Genomic DNA, 17770 nt, shown 5'->3' with positions numbered 1-17770 from the left:
ACATGACTTTATGGACCTTGCTGGCTGAACAGCCGGCGTACTTCTACACCTTGGCGAGCGTGCTCGGCTTGCTGGTAGGCAGCTTTCTGAATGTGCTGGTGTACCGCCTGCCGATCATGCTGGAGCGCCAATGGCAGCGTGAAGCGCAGCAGGTTCTGGGGCTGCCGACTACGCAGCACCCGCGCTTCGACCTGTGCCTGCCCGCTTCGCGCTGCCCGCAGTGCGCACACCCGATTCGCCCGTGGCAAAACATTCCAGTGCTCAGCTACCTGGCCTTGCGTGGGCGCTGCTCTGCCTGCAAGGCCCGCATCAGCCCGCGTTACCCACTGGTGGAAGTGGCCAGTGCGCTGCTGTCGCTGCTGGTGGCCTGGCGTTTTGGTGCGTCAGCCGAGGCATTGCTGGCATTGCCCTTGACCTGGTGCCTGCTGGCCCTGAGCCTGATCGATGCCGATCACCAGCTGTTGCCGGACGTACTGGTGCTGCCGATGCTGTGGCTGGGGCTGATCGTCAACGCCTTTGCCGTGTATGTGCCGCTGGGCAGTGCGGTATGGGGGGCGGTGGCGGGTTACCTCTGCCTGTGGTCGGTGTACTGGCTGTTCAAGCTGGTCACCGGCAAGGAAGGCATGGGTTATGGCGACTTCAAGCTGATGGCGCTGATCGGCGCCTGGGGTGGCTGGCAGGTGCTGCCGTTGACGCTGCTGTTGTCGTCGGTGGTCGGGGCGCTGGTTGGCCTGTGCTTGTTGCATTTGCACCGGCACGCACTAGGCGCGGCGATGCCGTTTGGCCCTTATCTGGCCATTGCGGGGTGGATTGCCGTGCTCTGGGGTGATGAAATATACGCCTCTTACCTGCAACTGCTGGGATACTGATGACCACTGCGGCGTTTACCCCCTGGATTCTCGGGCTGACTGGCGGCATTGGCAGCGGCAAAAGCGCCGCCGCCGAGCGCTTCGTCGAGCTTGGCGTGCACCTGGTCGACGCCGACCAGGCTGCGCGCTGGGTGGTCGAGCCCGGCCGCCCGGCCCTGGCCAGCATTGTCGAGCGCTTTGGCGCGGGGGTGCTGCAGGCCGATGGCCAGCTCGACCGTGCCGCGCTGCGCCAGCTGATTTTCGCCGACCCCGCGCAGCGCAAATGGTTGGAGCAACTGCTGCACCCGCTGATCGGGCAAGAGATTTTCAGCTACCTGGCCAAGGCAGAGTCGCCGTATGCGATCTATGTGTCGCCGCTGCTGATCGAGTCGGGGCAGCACCACAAGACCCAGCGCGTGCTGGTGATCGATGCGCCGCAGGCGCTGCAAGTGGCGCGTACGCTGGCCCGGGACAACACCAGTACCGAGCAGGTGCAGGCGATCCTGAAGGCCCAACTGGCCCGTGAGGAACGCTTGCGCCATGCCGACGATGTGCTGGTCAATGACGGCGACCTCGCCGCGCTGCATCAGCAGATTGACCGCCTGCACCACTTTTACCTGACTTTGAAAGGAGGCCAGCCATGAGCCAGCCATTGACCGTCGATTGCCCGACCTGTGGCGCACCTGTGGAATGGACCGAGAAAAGCGCGTTCCGGCCGTTCTGCTCAGACCGCTGCAAGCTGATCGACCTGGGTGCCTGGGCAGCGGAGGAACACAAGATTCCTGGGGCGCAGGAGTCCGAGGACGAGCTGTATTCAGGTGACCTGGAGTCGCGGCATTGAATTGATCCACCTGCCGGGCTAGGCGATGATGCACCGGCCTAGCCTGCGGGCTCAGTGCTCATCGTCCTTCCACGGCGCCTGCAAATACCGCGTGCGGTTGAAGGTTTCCAGCCAGTCCGGGCAAAACACCACCAGCGCACTGATCACCATGCCGTTGATGAACGCTTCGGGGAACATCATCAGCCACAGGTAACCAATAAAGTCGCCAAGCCACTCTGGCAGCGCAAAGCGCCCGTCCAGCCACAATAGCCCTAGCGCCACCGGCACGCAGACCAGCACCGTGAGTGCGGCAGGGAAAAACCCTGAGCAGAAGATGTAAACGAACAGGTTCCGCGGTTGTGCCCGCTCCACTACAAGGGCGCACACCTCGGTGATCAGCACCGGCAAACCCACCAGCAACAGACCATTGACCCCCAACGCCGCCAGGTCCTGGCGCCCCAGCACCAGCAGGCCAAGCTGGGCCATGAAACCGCCCAGCACGGCCAGTGGCCAGTCCAGCAACAGGGTAACCGCCGTCATGCCGATGAAGTGGTACGCCACGCCGGTATCGAAATCGCGCCTTACCAGCCACAACGCGAACAGGCAGAACACCGTGCCAAACAGCAGGTGCTGGCGGCGCCGGTCGGTAAGCAGTTCCACCCAGCGAACCTGGCTGGCGGCCCAGGCCAGCAGCTGCACGTAACCCAGCCAGCCAAGGCTCAGGGTGGTGCCAGACAACACCTGTGCGCTGATCACCTGAATAATGCCCCCTGCCGGCCTGTGGATAAGGGCAGTGTACACGCAAACTTCCCGGCCCCTTTGCGGCGGATGGCCTGCGGCCGCATGCGTGCCTCTTGCTGTCATCGATTAACGGCTAAGCTTGTGTGCATGGATGACTCCGACTACCTGCGCCTGCTGACCATTCAGGCCGAACAAGCCAATGCCTTCCTCTCCAACGCCCGCAAGTGGGAGCGGGAGCGGTGGGTGTGCCAGCGCCTGTTGCAGGGGCTGAACATTCCCTACCGCAGCGAAGACTTCACCCCGGCCGGGCAAGAGCCGCCCGATGTGCTGTTCCGCGACGCCGCCTTCGAGGTGTTTTTCGTGCTCGACGAGGGCCGCCGCCTGAATGATGAATGGCGCGAGGAGCTGCAGCGCCGGCGCAGTGCATTTTCCCTGGCGCAACTGGTGCGCCGCGAAGCCCGCCCACGGCGCATCAGTGCCACCGAACTGCTCGGGCGGCTGGCGCCCACCTTGCGCAAGAAGGCGCGCAATTACCGCGAGCGCGGGCTGGAGCTGAACGAGCTGGACATCATTGCGTTTTCCAGCCTCAAGCGCGAGGTGCTGGACCTGAACACCCACTTCCCGCCGCCCACCGAATACCTGCGCCAGGGCTGGCGCTCGCTATCGCTGGTCGGGCCAACCTTTGCCCGCGTGCTGTTCGCTCACCCCGATGCACCGGATTTCCTGCGCAGCAACCTGGGGCGCAGCATCGTCTTCGACGTTGGCATCAGTCTTTGATCCAGTGCAGCGAGTGTTTGCGATGGCGTACACTCGGCGCCAGGGATAGAAAGCATTATCATTTGTTTCAAGCGCTTGCACGAACGCTGTAGCGTTTGTGCAGTCTCTTACGTCTACCTGACGAGGCCCTACCATGACCAGCCGCCTGAACCCGGAAGATCAGCGTCGTGTCGATGAGTATCTGCGAGCCCCTCAGCACCAAGTCGAGCGCCGGCCCTTCCGGCCATGGCTGCTCCTTGTGCTGGTGGTGGCCGTGACCATCGGGTTGGGCCTTGTCAGCCGCCTGCTGAGTGGACTGGTGCTATGAGCTGCCTTGCGCTCGCCCTCCCCTCGTGCAGTTTGCGGCCGCCCCCAAAGGGCAAGCATTCCGTAAACCTTATGAGATATCCCCATGACTCATCGCATCGTGATTGTCGGCGGCGGCGCCGGCGGCCTGGAACTGGCGACCCGCCTGGGTAAAACCCTGGGCAAGCGCAAGCAGGCCGATGTCACCCTGGTCGACACCAACCTCACGCACATCTGGAAGCCATTGCTGCACGAAGTGGCCGCCGGCTCGCTGAACTCCTCGGAAGACGAACTGAACTACGTGGCCCAGGCCAAGTGGAACCACTTCAACTTTCAGCTGGGGCGCATGAGCGGCCTGGACCGTGAAGGCAAGCAGATCCAACTGGCCGCCACCCTGGACGAAGAGGGCCGCGAGCTGTTGCCTGCACGTACCCTGGGTTACGACACTCTGGTCATTGCCGTGGGCTCCAATACCAACGACTTCGGCACCCTGGGCGCGGCGCAGCACTGCCTGTTCCTGGACACCCGCAAGCAAGCCGAGCGCTTCCACCAGCAACTGCTCAACCACTACCTGCGTGCCCACGCCGGCGACGTGGCCAGCGAGAAAATCAGCGTAGCCATTGTGGGTGCGGGCGCCACCGGTGTGGAGCTGGCGGCCGAGCTGCACCACGCGGCCCACGAGCTGGCGGCCTATGGCCTGGACCGCATCCAGCCCAAGGACATGCACATCACCATTATCGAGGCCGGCCCGCGCGTTCTGCCGGCGCTACCGGAGCGCATCAGCGTACCGGTGCACAAGACCCTGGAAAAACTCGGGGTCAAGGTAATGACCAATGCCGCTGTCAGCGAAGTCACCGAAGACGGCCTGAAAACCAAGGACGGCGAGGTGATCCAGGCCAGTTTGAAGGTGTGGGCGGCCGGTATCCGTGCGCCCGGTTTCCTCAAGGACATCGATGGCCTGGAAACCAACCGCATCAACCAGCTGGTGGTACGCCCTACCCTGCAAACCACCCGCGACGACAACATTTTCGCCTTTGGCGACTGTGCGGCGTGCCCGCAGCCAGACAGCGACCGCAATGTACCGCCACGCGCGCAAGCAGCGCACCAGCAGGCGTCGATGCTGGCGCAAAGCCTTAAAGCACGGCTGGAGAACAAGCCGCTGCCCACGTATGCCTACAAGGACTACGGCTCGCTGGTTTCACTGTCGCGTTTCTCGGCGGTGGGCAACCTGATGGGTAACCTGATGGGCAGCGTGAAGCTGGAAGGCTGGCTGGCGCGGATGTTCTATGTGTCGCTGTACCGCATGCACCAGATGGCGTTGTACGGGTTCTTCCGTACGGCATTGATGATGTTGGGCAGCAAGATTGGCCGGGGTACCGAGCCGCGGTTGAAGTTGCACTGACACACATGCAATAGAGGCTGCCTGTACAGGCCTCATCGCCGGCCAGCCCGCCCCAGAGGCTGCCACAGGCTCAAGGCCTTGATTTGCCCCTTGTTGGATCGGGTTTTACCCGCTCCAACAAGGCAAGGGTGCATTTTCCCGAGGCAAAGAAAAAGGGCATCTCGTAGGAGATGCCCTTTTTTGCATGGTGGGTCGTGTAGGATTCGAACCTACGACCAATTGGTTAAAAGCCAACTGCTCTACCAACTGAGCTAACGACCCAAAAATGGTCGGGGTGAGGGGATTCGAACTCCTGACATCCTGCTCCCAAAGCAGGCGCGCTACCGGACTGCGCTACACCCCGAGGTCTTTCAAAAAAAAGGGCATCTCTTTGAGATGCCCTTCTTTACATGGTGGGTCGTGTAGGATTCGAACCTACGACCAATTGGTTAAAAGCCAACTGCTCTACCAACTGAGCTAACGACCCGGAAAATGGTCGGGGTGAGGGGATTCGAACTCCTGACATCCTGCTCCCAAAGCAGGCGCGCTACCGGACTGCGCTACACCCCGAGATGGCTCCGCGACCTGGACTCGAACCAGGGACCCAATGATTAACAGTCATTTGCTCTACCGACTGAGCTATCGCGGAACTGAACTTCGGTACTACTTTCCGATTTGCTACTCCGAAGACTGTGTTCGCTTCGGACTCTTGAGCTTCGCTGCTTTCGCGTTGTAGCTGCTGAGGCCGGCTATTCTACATTCTTCGTTTAGCTTGTCAACCACTTTTTTTCATTCAACTTACTGATTTGTAAGTTGTTTTGCGGCCATCGTTACTGCTGATGATTCGCTTAGTGCCTGACAACGCGGCGTATATTAGGGGCACTCGTTTTTTGATGCAAGCAAAAATTTCAAAAATTTCAGCGGGTTATCCAGACAGGCTGGGAAAGCCCGAATTTGCTGGGGCGGTGCCGGCTTCTTCGCGGGTGAACCCGCTCCTCCAGGGTTATGCGCAGGCTTCAAGGCTGCAGGTAAACGTATGACCCCCTAACAGGCCAGCGCAGGCAGCCAGGAAAAAAAAGCCCCGCAAACGCGGGGCTCATGGTGAAGCAGGTCAGCCAAAGACGATTTCGTCGCCTTCCACCTTGGCAGTGATCGCGGTACCCGGCATGAACTTGCCTGCCAGGATCAATTGCGCCAGCGGGTTTTCGATCCAGCGCTGGATCGCCCGTTTCAGCGGGCGGGCACCGTAGACAGGGTCGTAACCCACGGCGATCAGCTTGTCCAACGCTTCCGGGCTCAGGCTCAGCGACAACTCGCGCTCCAGCAGGCGGCTGCGCAGGCGGCCCAGCTGTATCTCGGTAATGCCGGCGATCTGCTCGCGGCCCAGCGGCTCGAACACCACCACTTCGTCGATACGGTTGATGAACTCCGGACGGAAGTGCGCCCCTACTGCATCCATCACTGCCGCACGCTGTGCCTCGCGGTCGCCGACCAGCTCCTGGATCTGTGCCGAGCCCAGGTTGGAGGTCATCACGATCACCGTATTGCGGAAGTCCACGGTGCGCCCGTGGCTGTCGGTCAGGCGGCCGTCTTCCAGCACCTGCAGCAACACGTTGAACACATCCGGGTGGGCCTTCTCCACCTCGTCCAGCAGCACCACCGAGTAGGGCTTGCGCCGTACCGCCTCGGTCAGGTAACCGCCCTCTTCGTACCCTACGTACCCGGGTGGCGCACCAATCAGGCGAGCCACGGAGTGTTTCTCCATGAATTCGGACATGTCGATGCGGACCATGGCCTCTTCAGTGTCGAACAGGAACTCGGCCAGTGCCTTGCACAGCTCGGTCTTGCCCACACCGGTAGGGCCCAGGAACAGGAACGAACCACTTGGCCGGTTGGGGTCGGACAACCCGGCACGTGAGCGGCGCACAGCGTTGGCCACGGCGGTTACCGCTTCGCCCTGCCCGATCACGCGCTGGTGCAGCAACGCTTCCATTTTCAGCAGTTTTTCGCGCTCGCCCTCCAGCATCTTGGATACCGGAATACCGGTCCACTTCGACACCACCTCGGCAATCTCTTCCTCGGTCACCTTGTTGCGCAGCAACTGGTTCTCGGTCTTGCCGTGCTGGTCGACCATCTGCAGGCTGCGCTCCAGGTCCGGGATTACCCCGTACTGCAGCTCGGCCATGCGGCTCAGGTCGCCCTTGCGGCGGGCAGCTTCCAGCTCCTGGCGGGCCTGCTCGATCTTTTGCTGGATCTGCGCCGAGCCCTGTACTTCGGCTTTCTCCGAAGCCCAGATTTCTTCCAGGTCGGAATACTCGCGCTCCAGCCGTTCGATTTCTTCGGTCAGCTTCTCCAGGCGCTTTTTCGCTGCCTCGTCTTCTTCCTTCTTCAGCGCCTGCGATTCCACTTTCAACTGGATCAGGCGGCGATCGAGGCGGTCGAGCACTTCCGGCTTGGAGTCGATCTCCATGCGGATGCGGCTGGCCGCTTCGTCGATCAGGTCAATGGCCTTGTCCGGCAACTGACGGTCGGTGATGTAGCGGTGGCTGAGTTTGGCCGCAGCGATAATGGCACCGTCGGTGATGGCCACCTTGTGGTGCACTTCATAGCGTTCTTTCAGGCCACGCAGGATGGCGATGGTGTCTTCTTCGCTCGGTTCCTCTACCAGCACTTTCTGGAAGCGGCGCTCCAGGGCAGCGTCTTTCTCGATGAACTGGCGGTACTCGTTCAGCGTAGTGGCGCCCACGCAGTGCAGTTCGCCACGGGCCAGGGCCGGCTTGAGCATGTTGCCTGCGTCCATGGCACCCTCGCCCTTGCCGGCGCCAACCATGGTGTGCAGTTCGTCGATGAACAGGATGATCTGGCCTTCCTGCTTGGACAGCTCGTTCAGCAGCCCTTTCAGGCGCTCCTCGAACTCACCGCGGTACTTGGCACCCGCAATCAGCGCGCCCATGTCCAGCGCCAGCAGGCGTTTGCCTTTCAGGCCGTCGGGCACTTCGCCATTGATGATGCGCTGGGCCAGGCCCTCGGCGATGGCGGTCTTGCCCACGCCGGGTTCGCCGATCAGCACCGGGTTGTTCTTGGTACGGCGTTGCAGCACCTGCACCGTACGGCGGATTTCGTCGTCGCGGCCAATGACCGGGTCCAGCTTGCCTTCTTCGGCACGCTTGGTCAGGTCGACGGTGTACTTGTCCAGCGCCTGGCGTGACTCTTCGGCGTTGGCGTCGTTCACCGCCGCGCCACCGCGCAGGTTGTTGATGGCATTTTCCAGGGCCTTTTTGCTGACACCCTGGCTGAGCAGCAACTTGCCCAGCTTGCTGTTCTCGTCCATGGCGGCCAGCAACACCAGCTCGCTGGAAATGAACTGGTCGCCCTTTTGCTGGGCCAGGCGGTCGGCCTGGTTGAGCAGGCGCGCCAGGTCCTGCGACATGTTGACGTCGCCGGTGGGGTTCTGGATTTTCGGCAGCTGGTCGAGTTCTTTCACCAGTGCCTGGCGCAGGCTATTGATATCGAAGCCCACTTGCATCAGCAGTGGCTTGATCGAGCCGCCCTGCTGTTCGAGCAATGCCTGCAACAGGTGCACGGGCTCGATGGCAGGGTGGTCCATGCCCACGGCCAGGGATTGGGCATCGGATATTGCAAGTTGCAGCTTGCTGGTCAAACGGTCTATTCGCATGGTGTACCTTCCTTTAAAGGGCAGGTCGGAGCGATGGACAGCGCCTGTTTATAAAGAAACCTGCCTGAGATGACTTTATAGATAAGGCTGATTCTGGAAGATTCAAGCGTAGCGGGGTTGACCGGGATCAACGGGTTGGATTAGCGCTTGGGGCAGGCGGTGCCCATCAAGGCTAGAGCGGCTGCAACCACACCAGCGAAGCGAAGCGGCCACCCTGCGGCGTACGGCGGTAGGAGAAAAACCGCTCGTCACTGACCGTGCACCAGCCACCGCCATAAACAGCCGATACCCCACGGGCCGCCAGGCGAATGCGCGCCAATTCGTAGATGTCTGCCATCAGCTTGCCTGGCCGCTCGCCCTCGACAAAAGCCCGGGCGGCTTCAGGGTGCACGGCAGTAAAGGCATCGCGCACTTCCAGCCCCACTTCGAAAGCCTTGGGCCCGATCGCCGGCCCCAGCCACACCAGCACCTCCTGGGGCGCCAGCGCCAGGCGGTCGAGGGTGGCTTCCAGCACGCCACCCGCCAGCCCGCGCCAGCCCGCATGCGCCGCCGCCACGCGGGTGCCCGCACGGTCACAGAACAGTACAGGCAGGCAGTCGGCCGTCATCACGGTGCAGGCAATGCCGGGCTGGCTGGTGCAGCTGGCATCGGCCTCGGCTACCAGGGCCGGGTTGGCATCCGCCACCTCCAGCCCATGCACCTGCTTGAGCCAGGCTGGCTGGATGGCGAATTGCTCGCGCAGGCGGCGACGGTTTTCGGCAACCGCGGCAGGGTCATCCCCCACATGGTCACCCAGGTTGAACGTGGCGTAGGGCGGCAGGCTCACACCGCCCTGACGGGTGGTGACACAGGCGCGTACCGAGGCCGGGGCTGGCCAGTCGGGAAACAGCAGCGTCTGCGCCAGGTCACTCATCCGATGAAGCTCTCACGGTCCTGGTTGAGCAGCGACAGCAACCAGACGAAGTCGTCGGGCAGTGGCGACTCCCACTTCATGACTTCACCGGTGATCGGGTGGGCCAGGGCAAGGAACCGCGCGTGCAGCGCCTGGCGCGGGAAGCTTTTCACTGCCTCGACCATGGTTGGGCTGGCAGCCGGCGGAATGCGGAAGCGGCCACCGTAGGTCTGGTCGCCGACCAGCGGAAAGCCCACATGGGCCATGTGCACGCGGATCTGGTGGGTGCGGCCGGTTTCCAGCTTGACCCGTACATGGGTGTGCGAGCGGAAGCGCTTGAGCACCCGGTAGTGGCTGACGGCTGGCTTGCCGCCGTCGGTGACCGCCATGCGCTGGCGCATGCCGCCGTGGCGACCGATCGGGGCGTCGATCTTGCCACCGGCGGTGACCACGCCGATGACGATGCACTCATAAATACGGCTGACCTTGCGCGCCTGCATCTGCTCGACCAGCTTGGTCTGCGCCTGCAGGGTCTTGGCCACCACCATCAGCCCGGTGGTGTCCTTGTCCAGGCGGTGAACGATACCGGCACGCGGTACGTTGACGATGTCTGGCACGTGGTGCAGCAGCGCATTGAGCAGGGTGCCGCTGGCGTGCCCGGCAGCCGGGTGCACGACCAGCCCGGCGGGCTTGTTGATGACCATGATGTGGTCGTCTTCGTAGACGATATCCAGTTCGATATCTTCTGCTACCCACTCACCCTGGGCTTCCTGTTCGGCCTGCAGGGCAAGCTGGGAGCCACCGTGAACGAGGTCGCGAGGGCGCACGACGGCACCATCGACCGTCAGGCGGCCCTCTTTGATCCACGAAGTTAGCCGCGAACGCGAGTACTCGGCGAACAATTGGGCGGCGACCTGGTCGAGGCGTTGGCCGCCCAATTCGGACGGGACCTCTGCGCTAAGTTGAATGATCTCGGACATGCTCGATTCGGCGGGCGCACAGCCTTTGGTTTCGGCTGCGAGCTTGTGGTTAAATACGGCTTCTTTTGTCCCGGGGTTGGCCGGGGCGCTCATCATAACAGGACGGCACCGCCCAAAACAGCGGCCGTCAAAGGGACGCAAGCCGCCATGCAAGTGAAACACCTGCTGCTGATCGCCATCCTTGGGCTCACCGCGGCCTGTTCCTCGAATAAGGAAGTCATCGACGAGAACCTCAGCGAGGCCGAGCTGTACCAGCAGGCCCAGGCTGATCTGGACAACTCCAGCTACACCAGCGCCGTGAACAAGCTCAAGGCCCTGGAGTCGCGCTACCCGTTCGGCCGTTATGCCGACCAGGCGCAGCTCGAGCTGATCTACGCCAACTACAAGAACGCCGAGCCCGAGGCTGCCAAGTCGGCTGCCGAGCGCTTCATTCGCCTGCACCCGCAGCACCCGAACGTGGACTACGCCTACTACCTCAAGGGCCTGACCTCGTTCGACCAGGACCGTGGCCTGCTGGCGCGCTTCCTGCCGCTGGACATGACCAAGCGTGACCCGGGTGCTGCCCGCGACTCGTACAACGAGTTCGCCCAGCTGACCAGCCGCTTCCCCAACAGCCGCTACGCGCCCGATGCCAAGCAGCGCATGATCTACCTGCGCAACCTGCTGGCGTCGTACGAAATCCATGTGGCCGACTACTACCTGAGCCGCCAGGCTTACGTGGCTGCCGCCAACCGTGGCCGCTACGTGGTCGAGAACTTCCAGGAAACGCCTTCGGTCGGCGACGGCCTGGCGGTAATGGTCGAGTCGTACCAGAAGATGCACCTGGACGAACTGGCCGCCACCAGCCTGGAAACCCTCAAGCTCAACTATCCGGACCACCCAAGCCTGGTCGATGGCGAGTTCCAGCCCAAGCAGACCGAGTCTGACGGCCGCGGCTGGCTGTCCAAGGCCACCCTGGGCCTGATCGAGACCGACACGCCGCTGCCGCCGGGTGAAACCCGCGCCAACCAGGACGTGGTCAAGCAGTTCCAGGACGCGCGCGACGAGATGCCGCAAGAGCTGCTGCCCAAGGATGAAAACGGCGACCCGATCGTGCCCGAGGGCCCGAAAGAGGCCGAGAAAGACCGCTCCTGGTTCAGCTACATGACCTTTGGTCTGTTCGATTGACCGACCGCGGTAAGTGAAAGGGAGGCCTTGGGCCAATACCCGTCAGTTAAGTGATTTGGGGCCGCTTTGCGACCCTTCGCGGGCACGCCCGCTCCCACAGGGCATTGCGCATTTCTTGAGTTGAGCGCCAAACGTGTGGGAGCGGGCGTGCCCGCGAAGGGCTGCAAAGCAGCCCCAGTAACGCTTAACTGACTGGCATTAGGCCTCGGGCCTCCCTTTTTTGTCGGCTGCATCCTAGACTGTCGGCTTCTTCCATCAACAAGCTGGACACCATGGTTCGCCTACTTTTCTGGATCGCCCTGATCGCCGCCGCGTTCTGGCTGTGGCGCAAATTCAAAATCAGCCAGCAGTCGCGCCCCGACGCCAAGCTCGATGCGCCACTGACGATGGTGCGCTGCGCCCATTGCGGCGTGCACCTGCCCAATGATCGGGCGCTGCAGCAGGGCAACGAGTGGTATTGCAGCCAGGCCCACCTGCAGCAAGGTCCTGGCCGCCAAGGCTGAACAAAGAGCCCTGTGGGAGCAGGTTTACCCGCACCCACAGGGTCTGCAGTCCTACACCTCTTCACATATCCCTCCCCGACCCTTTCACACCAAATACGACCCCTCCCCCTCCCCCAGCATTGACCCACCCCGGCAAAATTCGCTAAATCCTATTTATCCGCATAAATATGAAAAATAGCGAAATGCTCAAACCCAAACGCAAGCGCCAAAAGCTGTCGGATGTGATCGTCGAATCGGTCAAGCGCTCGATCGTCACCGAAGCGCTGCACCCCGGCGACCGCCTGCCCACCGAGCGTGAGCTGATGGAGCACTTCGAGTGCTCCAAGGGCACTGCCCGCGAGGCACTCAAGGCACTTGAGGTCGAAGGCCTGGTCAGCACCCGCACCGGCCCTGCCGGTGGTGCCTACCTGGCCGAGGTCGGCACCGAGCCCGCCAGCCGAGCGCTGCGCAACTACCTGCACTTTCAGCACCTGGACGGCGAGCAGGTCTACCAGCTGCGCAAAGTCATCGAGGTCGAGTTGGCAGTGTCGGTAATGGGCCAGCTGAGCGAAGCGGACTATGCCGCGCTTGAGGCCAACATCGACTTCTGCAGTGCGCCGGAAGACAGCGAAGAGGGCCAGCGCGAACAGCGCCTGGCGGAGCTGGAGTTCCACACCCTGCTGGCCCACCGCTGCCCCAACCCGTTGCTGCGCTTCATGGCGGTGTTCCTCAACGACCTGCTGCGCGACCTGGTGGTGCTGAAAAAGGCCTACCTGCCCAAGCGCCAGCAGTTCGCCGCAGCCAACATCGACTACCACAAACAACTGCTGAGCGCCCTGCGCGCCAGTGACGAGCCCAGCGTACGCCGGCTGATGCACGAGCACATGTGCGACGCCGAACACCACATGACCGCACTGGAGGGCGAGGTCGCCCGCCACTTCCTGCTGGAGTTCAACCACCACCACTGATCCGCCTGGAAAGAGGCCTGCTCACAGGCCCGGCCGTACCCGCTTTGTCATTGCCACTCCTGCCTAATAACCACAACCAAGGAGTTACCCATGCAAAGACGTACCCTGCTCAAGGCAGGCCTTGCCCTGGGTGCCTTCGGTAGCCTCCCCTTGGGAGCACACCGGGCATTCGCCGATCAACCGTTGACCTTCTATGGGCTCAAGTCCATGTCGGGTGCCTTCGCCAGCTACGGCAAGTACGCCGACATGGGCTCGCGCCTGGCCATCGCCGAATACCCGCAGTTGCTGGGGCGCCCGCTCAAGTACAAAGTCATCGACACCGAAGGCAACGCCGGTAAGGCCGTGCGCAAGGTACAGGAAGCCATTGGCCAGGATGGCGCCCGCTTCTTCCAGGGCTGCACCCTGTCGTCTTCGGCGCTGGCGGTTTCCAAGGAAATACACAAGGCCGGTGGCGTGTTCATGACCCCGGTGGGCGCCGACGAAATCACCGGCAAGGACTGCAACGCCTCGACCTTCCGCTGGTCGGTGCCGACCTACGGCGCCATCCGCGAAACCCTGGTGCCGATGATTCGCCAACTTCCGCAGGCCAAGCGCTGGTACACCATCACCCCGCAATACGTGTTCGGCGACGCGCTGCTGGACAACGCCCGCAAAGTCTTCGCCGAGCAGGGCGTGGAACATATCGGCAACAGCTATCACTCGCTGCAAGAGCAGGAATTCTCGGGCTACCTCACCAATGCCATCGCGGCCAAACCCGACGTGCTGGTGCTGCTCAACTTCGGCAGCCAGGCCTCCAACGCGCTGCGCCAGGCGGTCAACTTCGGCATCAAGGACCGCATGAAAGTGCTGATGGTGTGGTCAGCCGGCCTCGACCAGTTCCAGGAACTGGGCAGCGACGTGCTCGAAGGCGTGTACCTGGGCGCGCAGTACTGGCACCAGGTGGATACGCCGCTGAACCAGCAACTGGTTGCCGCCACCCGCAAGGCCTACGGCATCAACCCCAACTACCCGCTGGCCGCCGACTACATCGGCACCAAGGTCATGCTCGAAGCCATCGTCAAGGCCGGCAGCCTGGACGGGGCCGCCGTCTCTGCAGCACTGCAGGGCATGCGTTTCCAGGGGCCGACCGGCGACGAGCTGATCCGCCCGGGCGACCACCAGGTGCTCAAGGATTACTACCTGCTGCGCGGCAAGCCCCAAGGGCAGATGCGCGACGAAGACGACCTGGCCGAAATCATCAGCTCGGGCCGCTCGTTCGTCGAGCCCGACCACACCGGTTGCGCCTTGGCCTGAAGCCGCGGCGTTAGTCACTCACACTCGTACAGGCAGCCGCGCCGCGCGCTGTCGAGGGCACGCTCATGCTCGATTTGTACCTGTTCCAACTGCTCAACGGCCTGGGCCTGGGGATGATCTACTTCCTCATCGCCGTAGGCCTGACGATCATTTTCGGCTTGCTCAACTTCGTCAACTTCGCCCATGGTGCGTTCTTTCTGCTTGGCGCCTACCTGTGCTACACCGCCGTGGCCATCACCGGCAGCTTCTGGCTGGCGCTGCTGATCGCCCCTCTGGTGGTGGCCGCCCTGGCCTGGGCGGTCGAGCGCCTGCTGATCAAACGCATCTATCACCTGCCACACACCTTCCAGATCCTCGTCACCCTTGGCATCGCCCTGATCATCCAGGAAGCCTCGGTGCTGATCTGGGGCCCGGTAGGCAAGAACATCGCCGTGCCGCCCGAGCTGCGCGGGGTGTTGATCCTGGGTGACTTCATCTACCCGTACTACCGCCTGTTCCTGATCGGTTTCGCCGCACTGATCGGCGTTGGCCTATGGCTGCTACTGGAGCGCACCCGCTTCGGCGCCCTGGTGCGGGCCGGCAGCGAGAGCACCGAAACCGTGTCGCTGCTGGGTACCAATATCTTCCGCCTGTTCTCCCTGACATTCGCCCTGGGCGTAGGCCTGGCCGGCGTGGCCGGTGTGCTGTTCGCGCCGCTGCGCGGTGCCCAGCCCTTCGTCGGCCCGGAAATCCTCGGCATCGCCTTCGTGGTGGTGGTGATCGGCGGCATGGGCTCGTTTGGCGGTGCGCTGGTCGGCGGCCTGTTGGTGGGTGTGGTGCAAAGCATGATGACCAGCCTGTGGCCACAAGGCGCCAGCCTGATGATCTACGGCGCCATGGCGGCGGTGATCCTGGTGCGTCCGTATGGCCTGTTCGGGAGAGCCTGAGATGAGTGAAAAAAACCCTTTGCCAGTCGCCAGGGGCCGTGCCCCGGCACTGCTGTTGCTGGTAGTCGCCAGCCTGGTGGCGCTGCCGTTGCTGCTGCCATCGGCCACCCTGGCCACTGAAATCCTGATCTTTGCCCTGGCCGCGCTGGCCTGCAACCTGTTGCTGGGCTACACCGGCCTGCTGTCGTTCGGCCAAGGCATCTTCTTTGGTGTGGGCGCCTATGGCGCGGCATTGCTGATGATCCACCTGCAGTGGGGCATGTTCGCCGCGCTGCTTGGCGCCGCTGTATTCGGCGCCTTCCTCGCGCTGCTGGTGGGCGCCCTGGCCATACGCCGCACGGGCATCTACTTCGTCATGCTGACCTTGGCCTTCAGCCAGATGGCCTACTTCCTGGCCTATACCCTCAGTGGCTGGACCGGCGGCGACAACGGCCTGCTCGATGTACCACGGCCGAACATCGAGATCGCCGGCCATGTGCTGGTCGACCTGGCCGACCCGCGGCACTTCTATGTGTTTGTCGCCGTGCTGTTCCTGCTGATCTTCGCCGGCGCCCTGCGGGTCATTCGCTCGCCGTTCGGCAGCACCCTGCTGGCCATCCGCGAGAACGAGACCCGCGCTGCTGCCATCGGCTATGACACCCGCCATTTCAAGATTCTGGTGTTCATGCTGTCGGGCGCCATCACCGGGATTGCCGGGGCGCTGTACGCCATGCTGCTGCATTTTGCGCCGCTGTCGAACATCGACCTGATGATGAGCGAGAACATTCTGATCATGACCATCGTCGGCGGTACCGGCTCGCTGTTCGGCTCGCTGCTGGGGGCCGGCGCCATCGTGCTGTTGGGCGATGTGCTGTCCGAACTGTGGCCACGCTGGCTGATGCTGCTTGGGGTGATCCTGATCCTGGTCGTGGTGTTCATGCGCGGTGGCCTGTGGGGCGGCCTGGCCGAACTGGCCAAGCGCCTGCTCGCTAGCCGTGCCTCCCACGACAAACCCCAGGCCAAGACCAAGGAGACCTTGTGATGAGCGACTACCTCCTGCAAACCCGCCAGCTGGAGCTGGCATACGGGCCGTTCAAGGCGGTCGCGGGCGTGGACCTCAACGTGCGCGCCGGCACCATTCACACCGTTATCGGGCCCAACGGCGCCGGCAAGACCAGCCTGTTCCACTGCCTGACCGGTGAGCGCCAGGCCACCGCCGGCAAGATCCTGTTCAATGGCCAGGACATCGTCCGCAAGCCGTCCCACGGCCGTGTGGCACTGGGCATGGCGCGTTCGTTTCAGCTCACCAGCCTGTTCCAGAACCTGTCGGTACGCGAGAACCTGCGCCTGGCGGCCCAGGGCCGCGATGGCCTGGGCGCGCTGAACTTCTGGCGTAGCGTCGAGCACAAGCGCAGCCACTGGGACACCGCCGACCAGGTACTGGAGCGCCTGCAGCTGACTGGCCGCGCCAACACCCTCGCCGGCGAGCTTTCGCACGGCCAGCAACGGGTGCTGGAAGTGGGCATGTCCATCTGCGCCAAGCCTACCCTGCTGATGCTCGACGAACCCACCTCGGGCATGGGCATTGATGACATCCCGGTCATGACCGACCTGATCAGCGACCTGGGCCGTGACCATACCGTGCTGTTGATCGAGCACAACATGAGCATCGTCATGTCGATCAGCCAGCGCATCACGGTAATGAGCCACGGCCAGATCCTGGTCGAGGGCACCCCTGAACAGGTGCGCAACGACGAACGCGTGCGCACTGCCTACCTTGGTGAGGCCGCCTGATGCTCAACGTCGATTCGATCCATTCCTACTACGACAAGAGCCATGTGCTCGAAGGCGTCTCGCTCAAGGTCGAGGCTGGCGAACTGGTCACACTGCTTGGGCGCAACGGTGCCGGCAAGACCACCACCTTGCGCAGCATTCTTGGCATCGTTCGCCCTCGGCAGGGGCAGATCAGCTTCAACGGCCAACAGTTGGTCGGCCGTGAAATCTTCGACATTGCCCGGCTGGGCATTGCCCTGGTGCCAGAGCACCGCGGCATTTTCCGCCAGCTCAGTGTCGAGGAGAACCTGAAGATCGCCGTGCGCAAGACCAGCCGCTGGCAGCTGGAGGACGTGTACAGCATGTTTCCGCGGCTTAAGGAGCGGCGCCGTAACGGTGGCTTCGCGCTGTCCGGTGGCGAGCAGCAGATGCTGGCCATCGCCCGCGCCCTGCTCAACGGGCCCAAGCTGCTGATCCTCGATGAACCGACTGAAGGTCTGGCGCCGGTGATTGTCGACGAGCTGGTGAAGATTCTGCGGCGCATCAAGGACGAAGGGCTGTCGATCCTGCTGGTGGAGCAGAACCTGATGGTCTGCGATGCCCTTGCAGACCGCCACTACGTGCTGGAGCAGGGTCGGGTTGCCTACCAGGGCAGCGCAGCGCAGTTCCGTGAGGACCCGAGTATCAAGAACCGTTATCTGGCCCTGAGTGCCTGACCCAGACCTGCTTTTCTGTACCGGCCTCTTCTAAGGACTACGCAGGACCTGTGGGAGGGGGCAAGC

18 protein-coding genes and 5 tRNA genes are annotated in these 17770 nt (G+C 62.9%); 14 read left to right on the top strand and 9 right to left on the bottom strand.

Translation table 11 applies throughout. From position 1 onward, the window contains the following. Positions 1–2: 2 nt before the first annotated feature. The 3 genes from L1P09_RS03105 to yacG are packed head-to-tail and all read left to right on the top strand — an operon-like array spanning position 3 to position 1689. On the top strand, positions 3–869 hold the full coding sequence (locus tag L1P09_RS03105) for a prepilin peptidase (RefSeq protein WP_033690441.1): 867 nt from the start codon (positions 3–5) through the stop codon (positions 867–869). Beyond that, positions 869–1492, top strand: a complete 624-nt coding sequence (gene coaE / locus L1P09_RS03100; protein ID WP_235768448.1) for a dephospho-CoA kinase — start codon at positions 869–871, stop codon at positions 1490–1492. Before L1P09_RS03105 ends, coaE begins: the two co-directional genes overlap by 1 nt. Next, positions 1489–1689, top strand: a complete 201-nt coding sequence (gene yacG, locus L1P09_RS03095) for a DNA gyrase inhibitor YacG (RefSeq protein ID WP_009683001.1) — start codon at positions 1489–1491, stop codon at positions 1687–1689. Before coaE ends, yacG begins: the two co-directional genes overlap by 4 nt. 51 nt (positions 1690–1740) lie before the next feature. On the opposite strand, the gene L1P09_RS03090 is transcribed toward yacG, so the two are convergent. Continuing rightward, entirely contained in the window at positions 1741–2424 is a 684-nt protein-coding gene (locus L1P09_RS03090; protein ID WP_235768937.1) for an energy-coupling factor ABC transporter permease, read from the bottom strand. Between the two features lie 132 nt (positions 2425–2556). Between L1P09_RS03090 and L1P09_RS03085 the strand changes: the two genes are divergently transcribed. The 3 genes from L1P09_RS03085 to L1P09_RS03075 all read left to right on the top strand — a co-directional run bounded on the left by L1P09_RS03085 (position 2557) and on the right by L1P09_RS03075 (position 4873). Then, on the top strand, positions 2557–3186 hold the full coding sequence (locus tag L1P09_RS03085) for a DUF1780 domain-containing protein (protein ID WP_009683003.1): 630 nt from the start codon (positions 2557–2559) through the stop codon (positions 3184–3186). Between the two features lie 133 nt (positions 3187–3319). After that, positions 3320–3493, top strand: a complete 174-nt coding sequence (locus L1P09_RS03080) for a DUF3094 family protein (RefSeq protein WP_033744188.1) — start codon at positions 3320–3322, stop codon at positions 3491–3493. Between the two features lie 84 nt (positions 3494–3577). Beyond that, entirely contained in the window at positions 3578–4873 is a 1296-nt protein-coding gene (locus L1P09_RS03075; protein WP_009683004.1) for an NAD(P)/FAD-dependent oxidoreductase, read from the top strand. Positions 4874–5058: 185 nt separating this feature from the next. Here L1P09_RS03075 and L1P09_RS03070 read toward each other — a convergent pair. The 8 genes from L1P09_RS03070 to rluD all read right to left on the bottom strand — a co-directional run bounded on the left by L1P09_RS03070 (position 5059) and on the right by rluD (position 10400). After that, positions 5059–5134 (bottom strand) — tRNA-Lys (locus L1P09_RS03070). Positions 5135–5139: 5 nt separating this feature from the next. After that, positions 5140–5216, bottom strand: a tRNA-Pro gene (locus L1P09_RS03065). A gap of 47 nt (positions 5217–5263) precedes the next feature. Next, positions 5264–5339: transfer RNA gene (locus L1P09_RS03060), tRNA-Lys, on the bottom strand. A 6-nt stretch (positions 5340–5345) separates the two neighbouring features. Beyond that, positions 5346–5422: transfer RNA gene (locus L1P09_RS03055), tRNA-Pro, on the bottom strand. Between the two features lie 3 nt (positions 5423–5425). After that, a tRNA-Asn gene (locus L1P09_RS03050) sits at positions 5426–5501 on the bottom strand. Between the two features lie 462 nt (positions 5502–5963). Then, on the bottom strand, positions 5964–8528 hold the full coding sequence (gene clpB, locus L1P09_RS03045; RefSeq protein WP_009683005.1) for an ATP-dependent chaperone ClpB: 2565 nt from the start codon (positions 8526–8528) through the stop codon (positions 5964–5966). 172 nt (positions 8529–8700) lie between these two features. Continuing rightward, positions 8701–9441 (bottom strand): peptidoglycan editing factor PgeF, encoded by a 741-nt coding sequence (pgeF, locus tag L1P09_RS03040; protein ID WP_054903877.1) that lies wholly within the window; start codon positions 9439–9441, stop codon positions 8701–8703. Then, entirely contained in the window at positions 9438–10400 is a 963-nt protein-coding gene (rluD, locus tag L1P09_RS03035; RefSeq protein ID WP_009683007.1) for a 23S rRNA pseudouridine(1911/1915/1917) synthase RluD, read from the bottom strand. The genes pgeF and rluD overlap by 4 nt, the downstream gene beginning before the upstream one ends. Before the next feature lie 147 nt (positions 10401–10547). On the opposite strand from rluD, the gene L1P09_RS03030 reads away from it, so the two are divergent. The 8 genes from L1P09_RS03030 to L1P09_RS02995 all read left to right on the top strand — a co-directional run bounded on the left by L1P09_RS03030 (position 10548) and on the right by L1P09_RS02995 (position 17704). Further along, a complete protein-coding gene (locus L1P09_RS03030) occupies positions 10548–11567 on the top strand; it encodes an outer membrane protein assembly factor BamD (RefSeq protein ID WP_009683008.1) in 1020 nt (339 codons plus the stop codon). A 272-nt stretch (positions 11568–11839) separates the two neighbouring features. After that, positions 11840–12070 (top strand): PP0621 family protein, encoded by a 231-nt coding sequence (locus L1P09_RS03025; protein ID WP_009683009.1) that lies wholly within the window; start codon positions 11840–11842, stop codon positions 12068–12070. A 182-nt stretch (positions 12071–12252) separates the two neighbouring features. Continuing rightward, positions 12253–13017 carry a FadR/GntR family transcriptional regulator gene (locus L1P09_RS03020; RefSeq protein ID WP_029887330.1) on the top strand — a complete coding sequence of 255 codons (765 nt, stop codon included), beginning with the start codon at positions 12253–12255 and terminating at the stop codon, positions 13015–13017. A 90-nt stretch (positions 13018–13107) separates the two neighbouring features. Further along, on the top strand, positions 13108–14310 hold the full coding sequence (locus L1P09_RS03015; protein WP_054903876.1) for an ABC transporter substrate-binding protein: 1203 nt from the start codon (positions 13108–13110) through the stop codon (positions 14308–14310). 65 nt (positions 14311–14375) lie between these two features. Beyond that, positions 14376–15236, top strand: coding sequence for a branched-chain amino acid ABC transporter permease (locus L1P09_RS03010; protein WP_029887332.1), 861 nt, complete (start codon positions 14376–14378; stop codon positions 15234–15236). Position 15237: 1 nt separating this feature from the next. After that, positions 15238–16257, top strand: a complete 1020-nt coding sequence (locus L1P09_RS03005; protein ID WP_182390037.1) for a branched-chain amino acid ABC transporter permease — start codon at positions 15238–15240, stop codon at positions 16255–16257. Further along, positions 16257–17009, top strand: a complete 753-nt coding sequence (locus tag L1P09_RS03000; protein WP_029887334.1) for an ABC transporter ATP-binding protein — start codon at positions 16257–16259, stop codon at positions 17007–17009. Before L1P09_RS03005 ends, L1P09_RS03000 begins: the two co-directional genes overlap by 1 nt. Beyond that, on the top strand, positions 17009–17704 hold the full coding sequence (locus L1P09_RS02995; protein WP_009683015.1) for an ABC transporter ATP-binding protein: 696 nt from the start codon (positions 17009–17011) through the stop codon (positions 17702–17704). The genes L1P09_RS03000 and L1P09_RS02995 overlap by 1 nt, the downstream gene beginning before the upstream one ends. The last annotated feature ends 66 nt before the right edge of the window (positions 17705–17770 follow it).

This window comes from Pseudomonas juntendi (genome assembly GCF_021560075.1).
In the GTDB taxonomy this organism is placed as follows: Bacteria; Pseudomonadota; Gammaproteobacteria; order Pseudomonadales; family Pseudomonadaceae; genus Aquipseudomonas; species Aquipseudomonas juntendi.
This window is presented reverse-complemented; position numbering and strand designations above follow the sequence as displayed.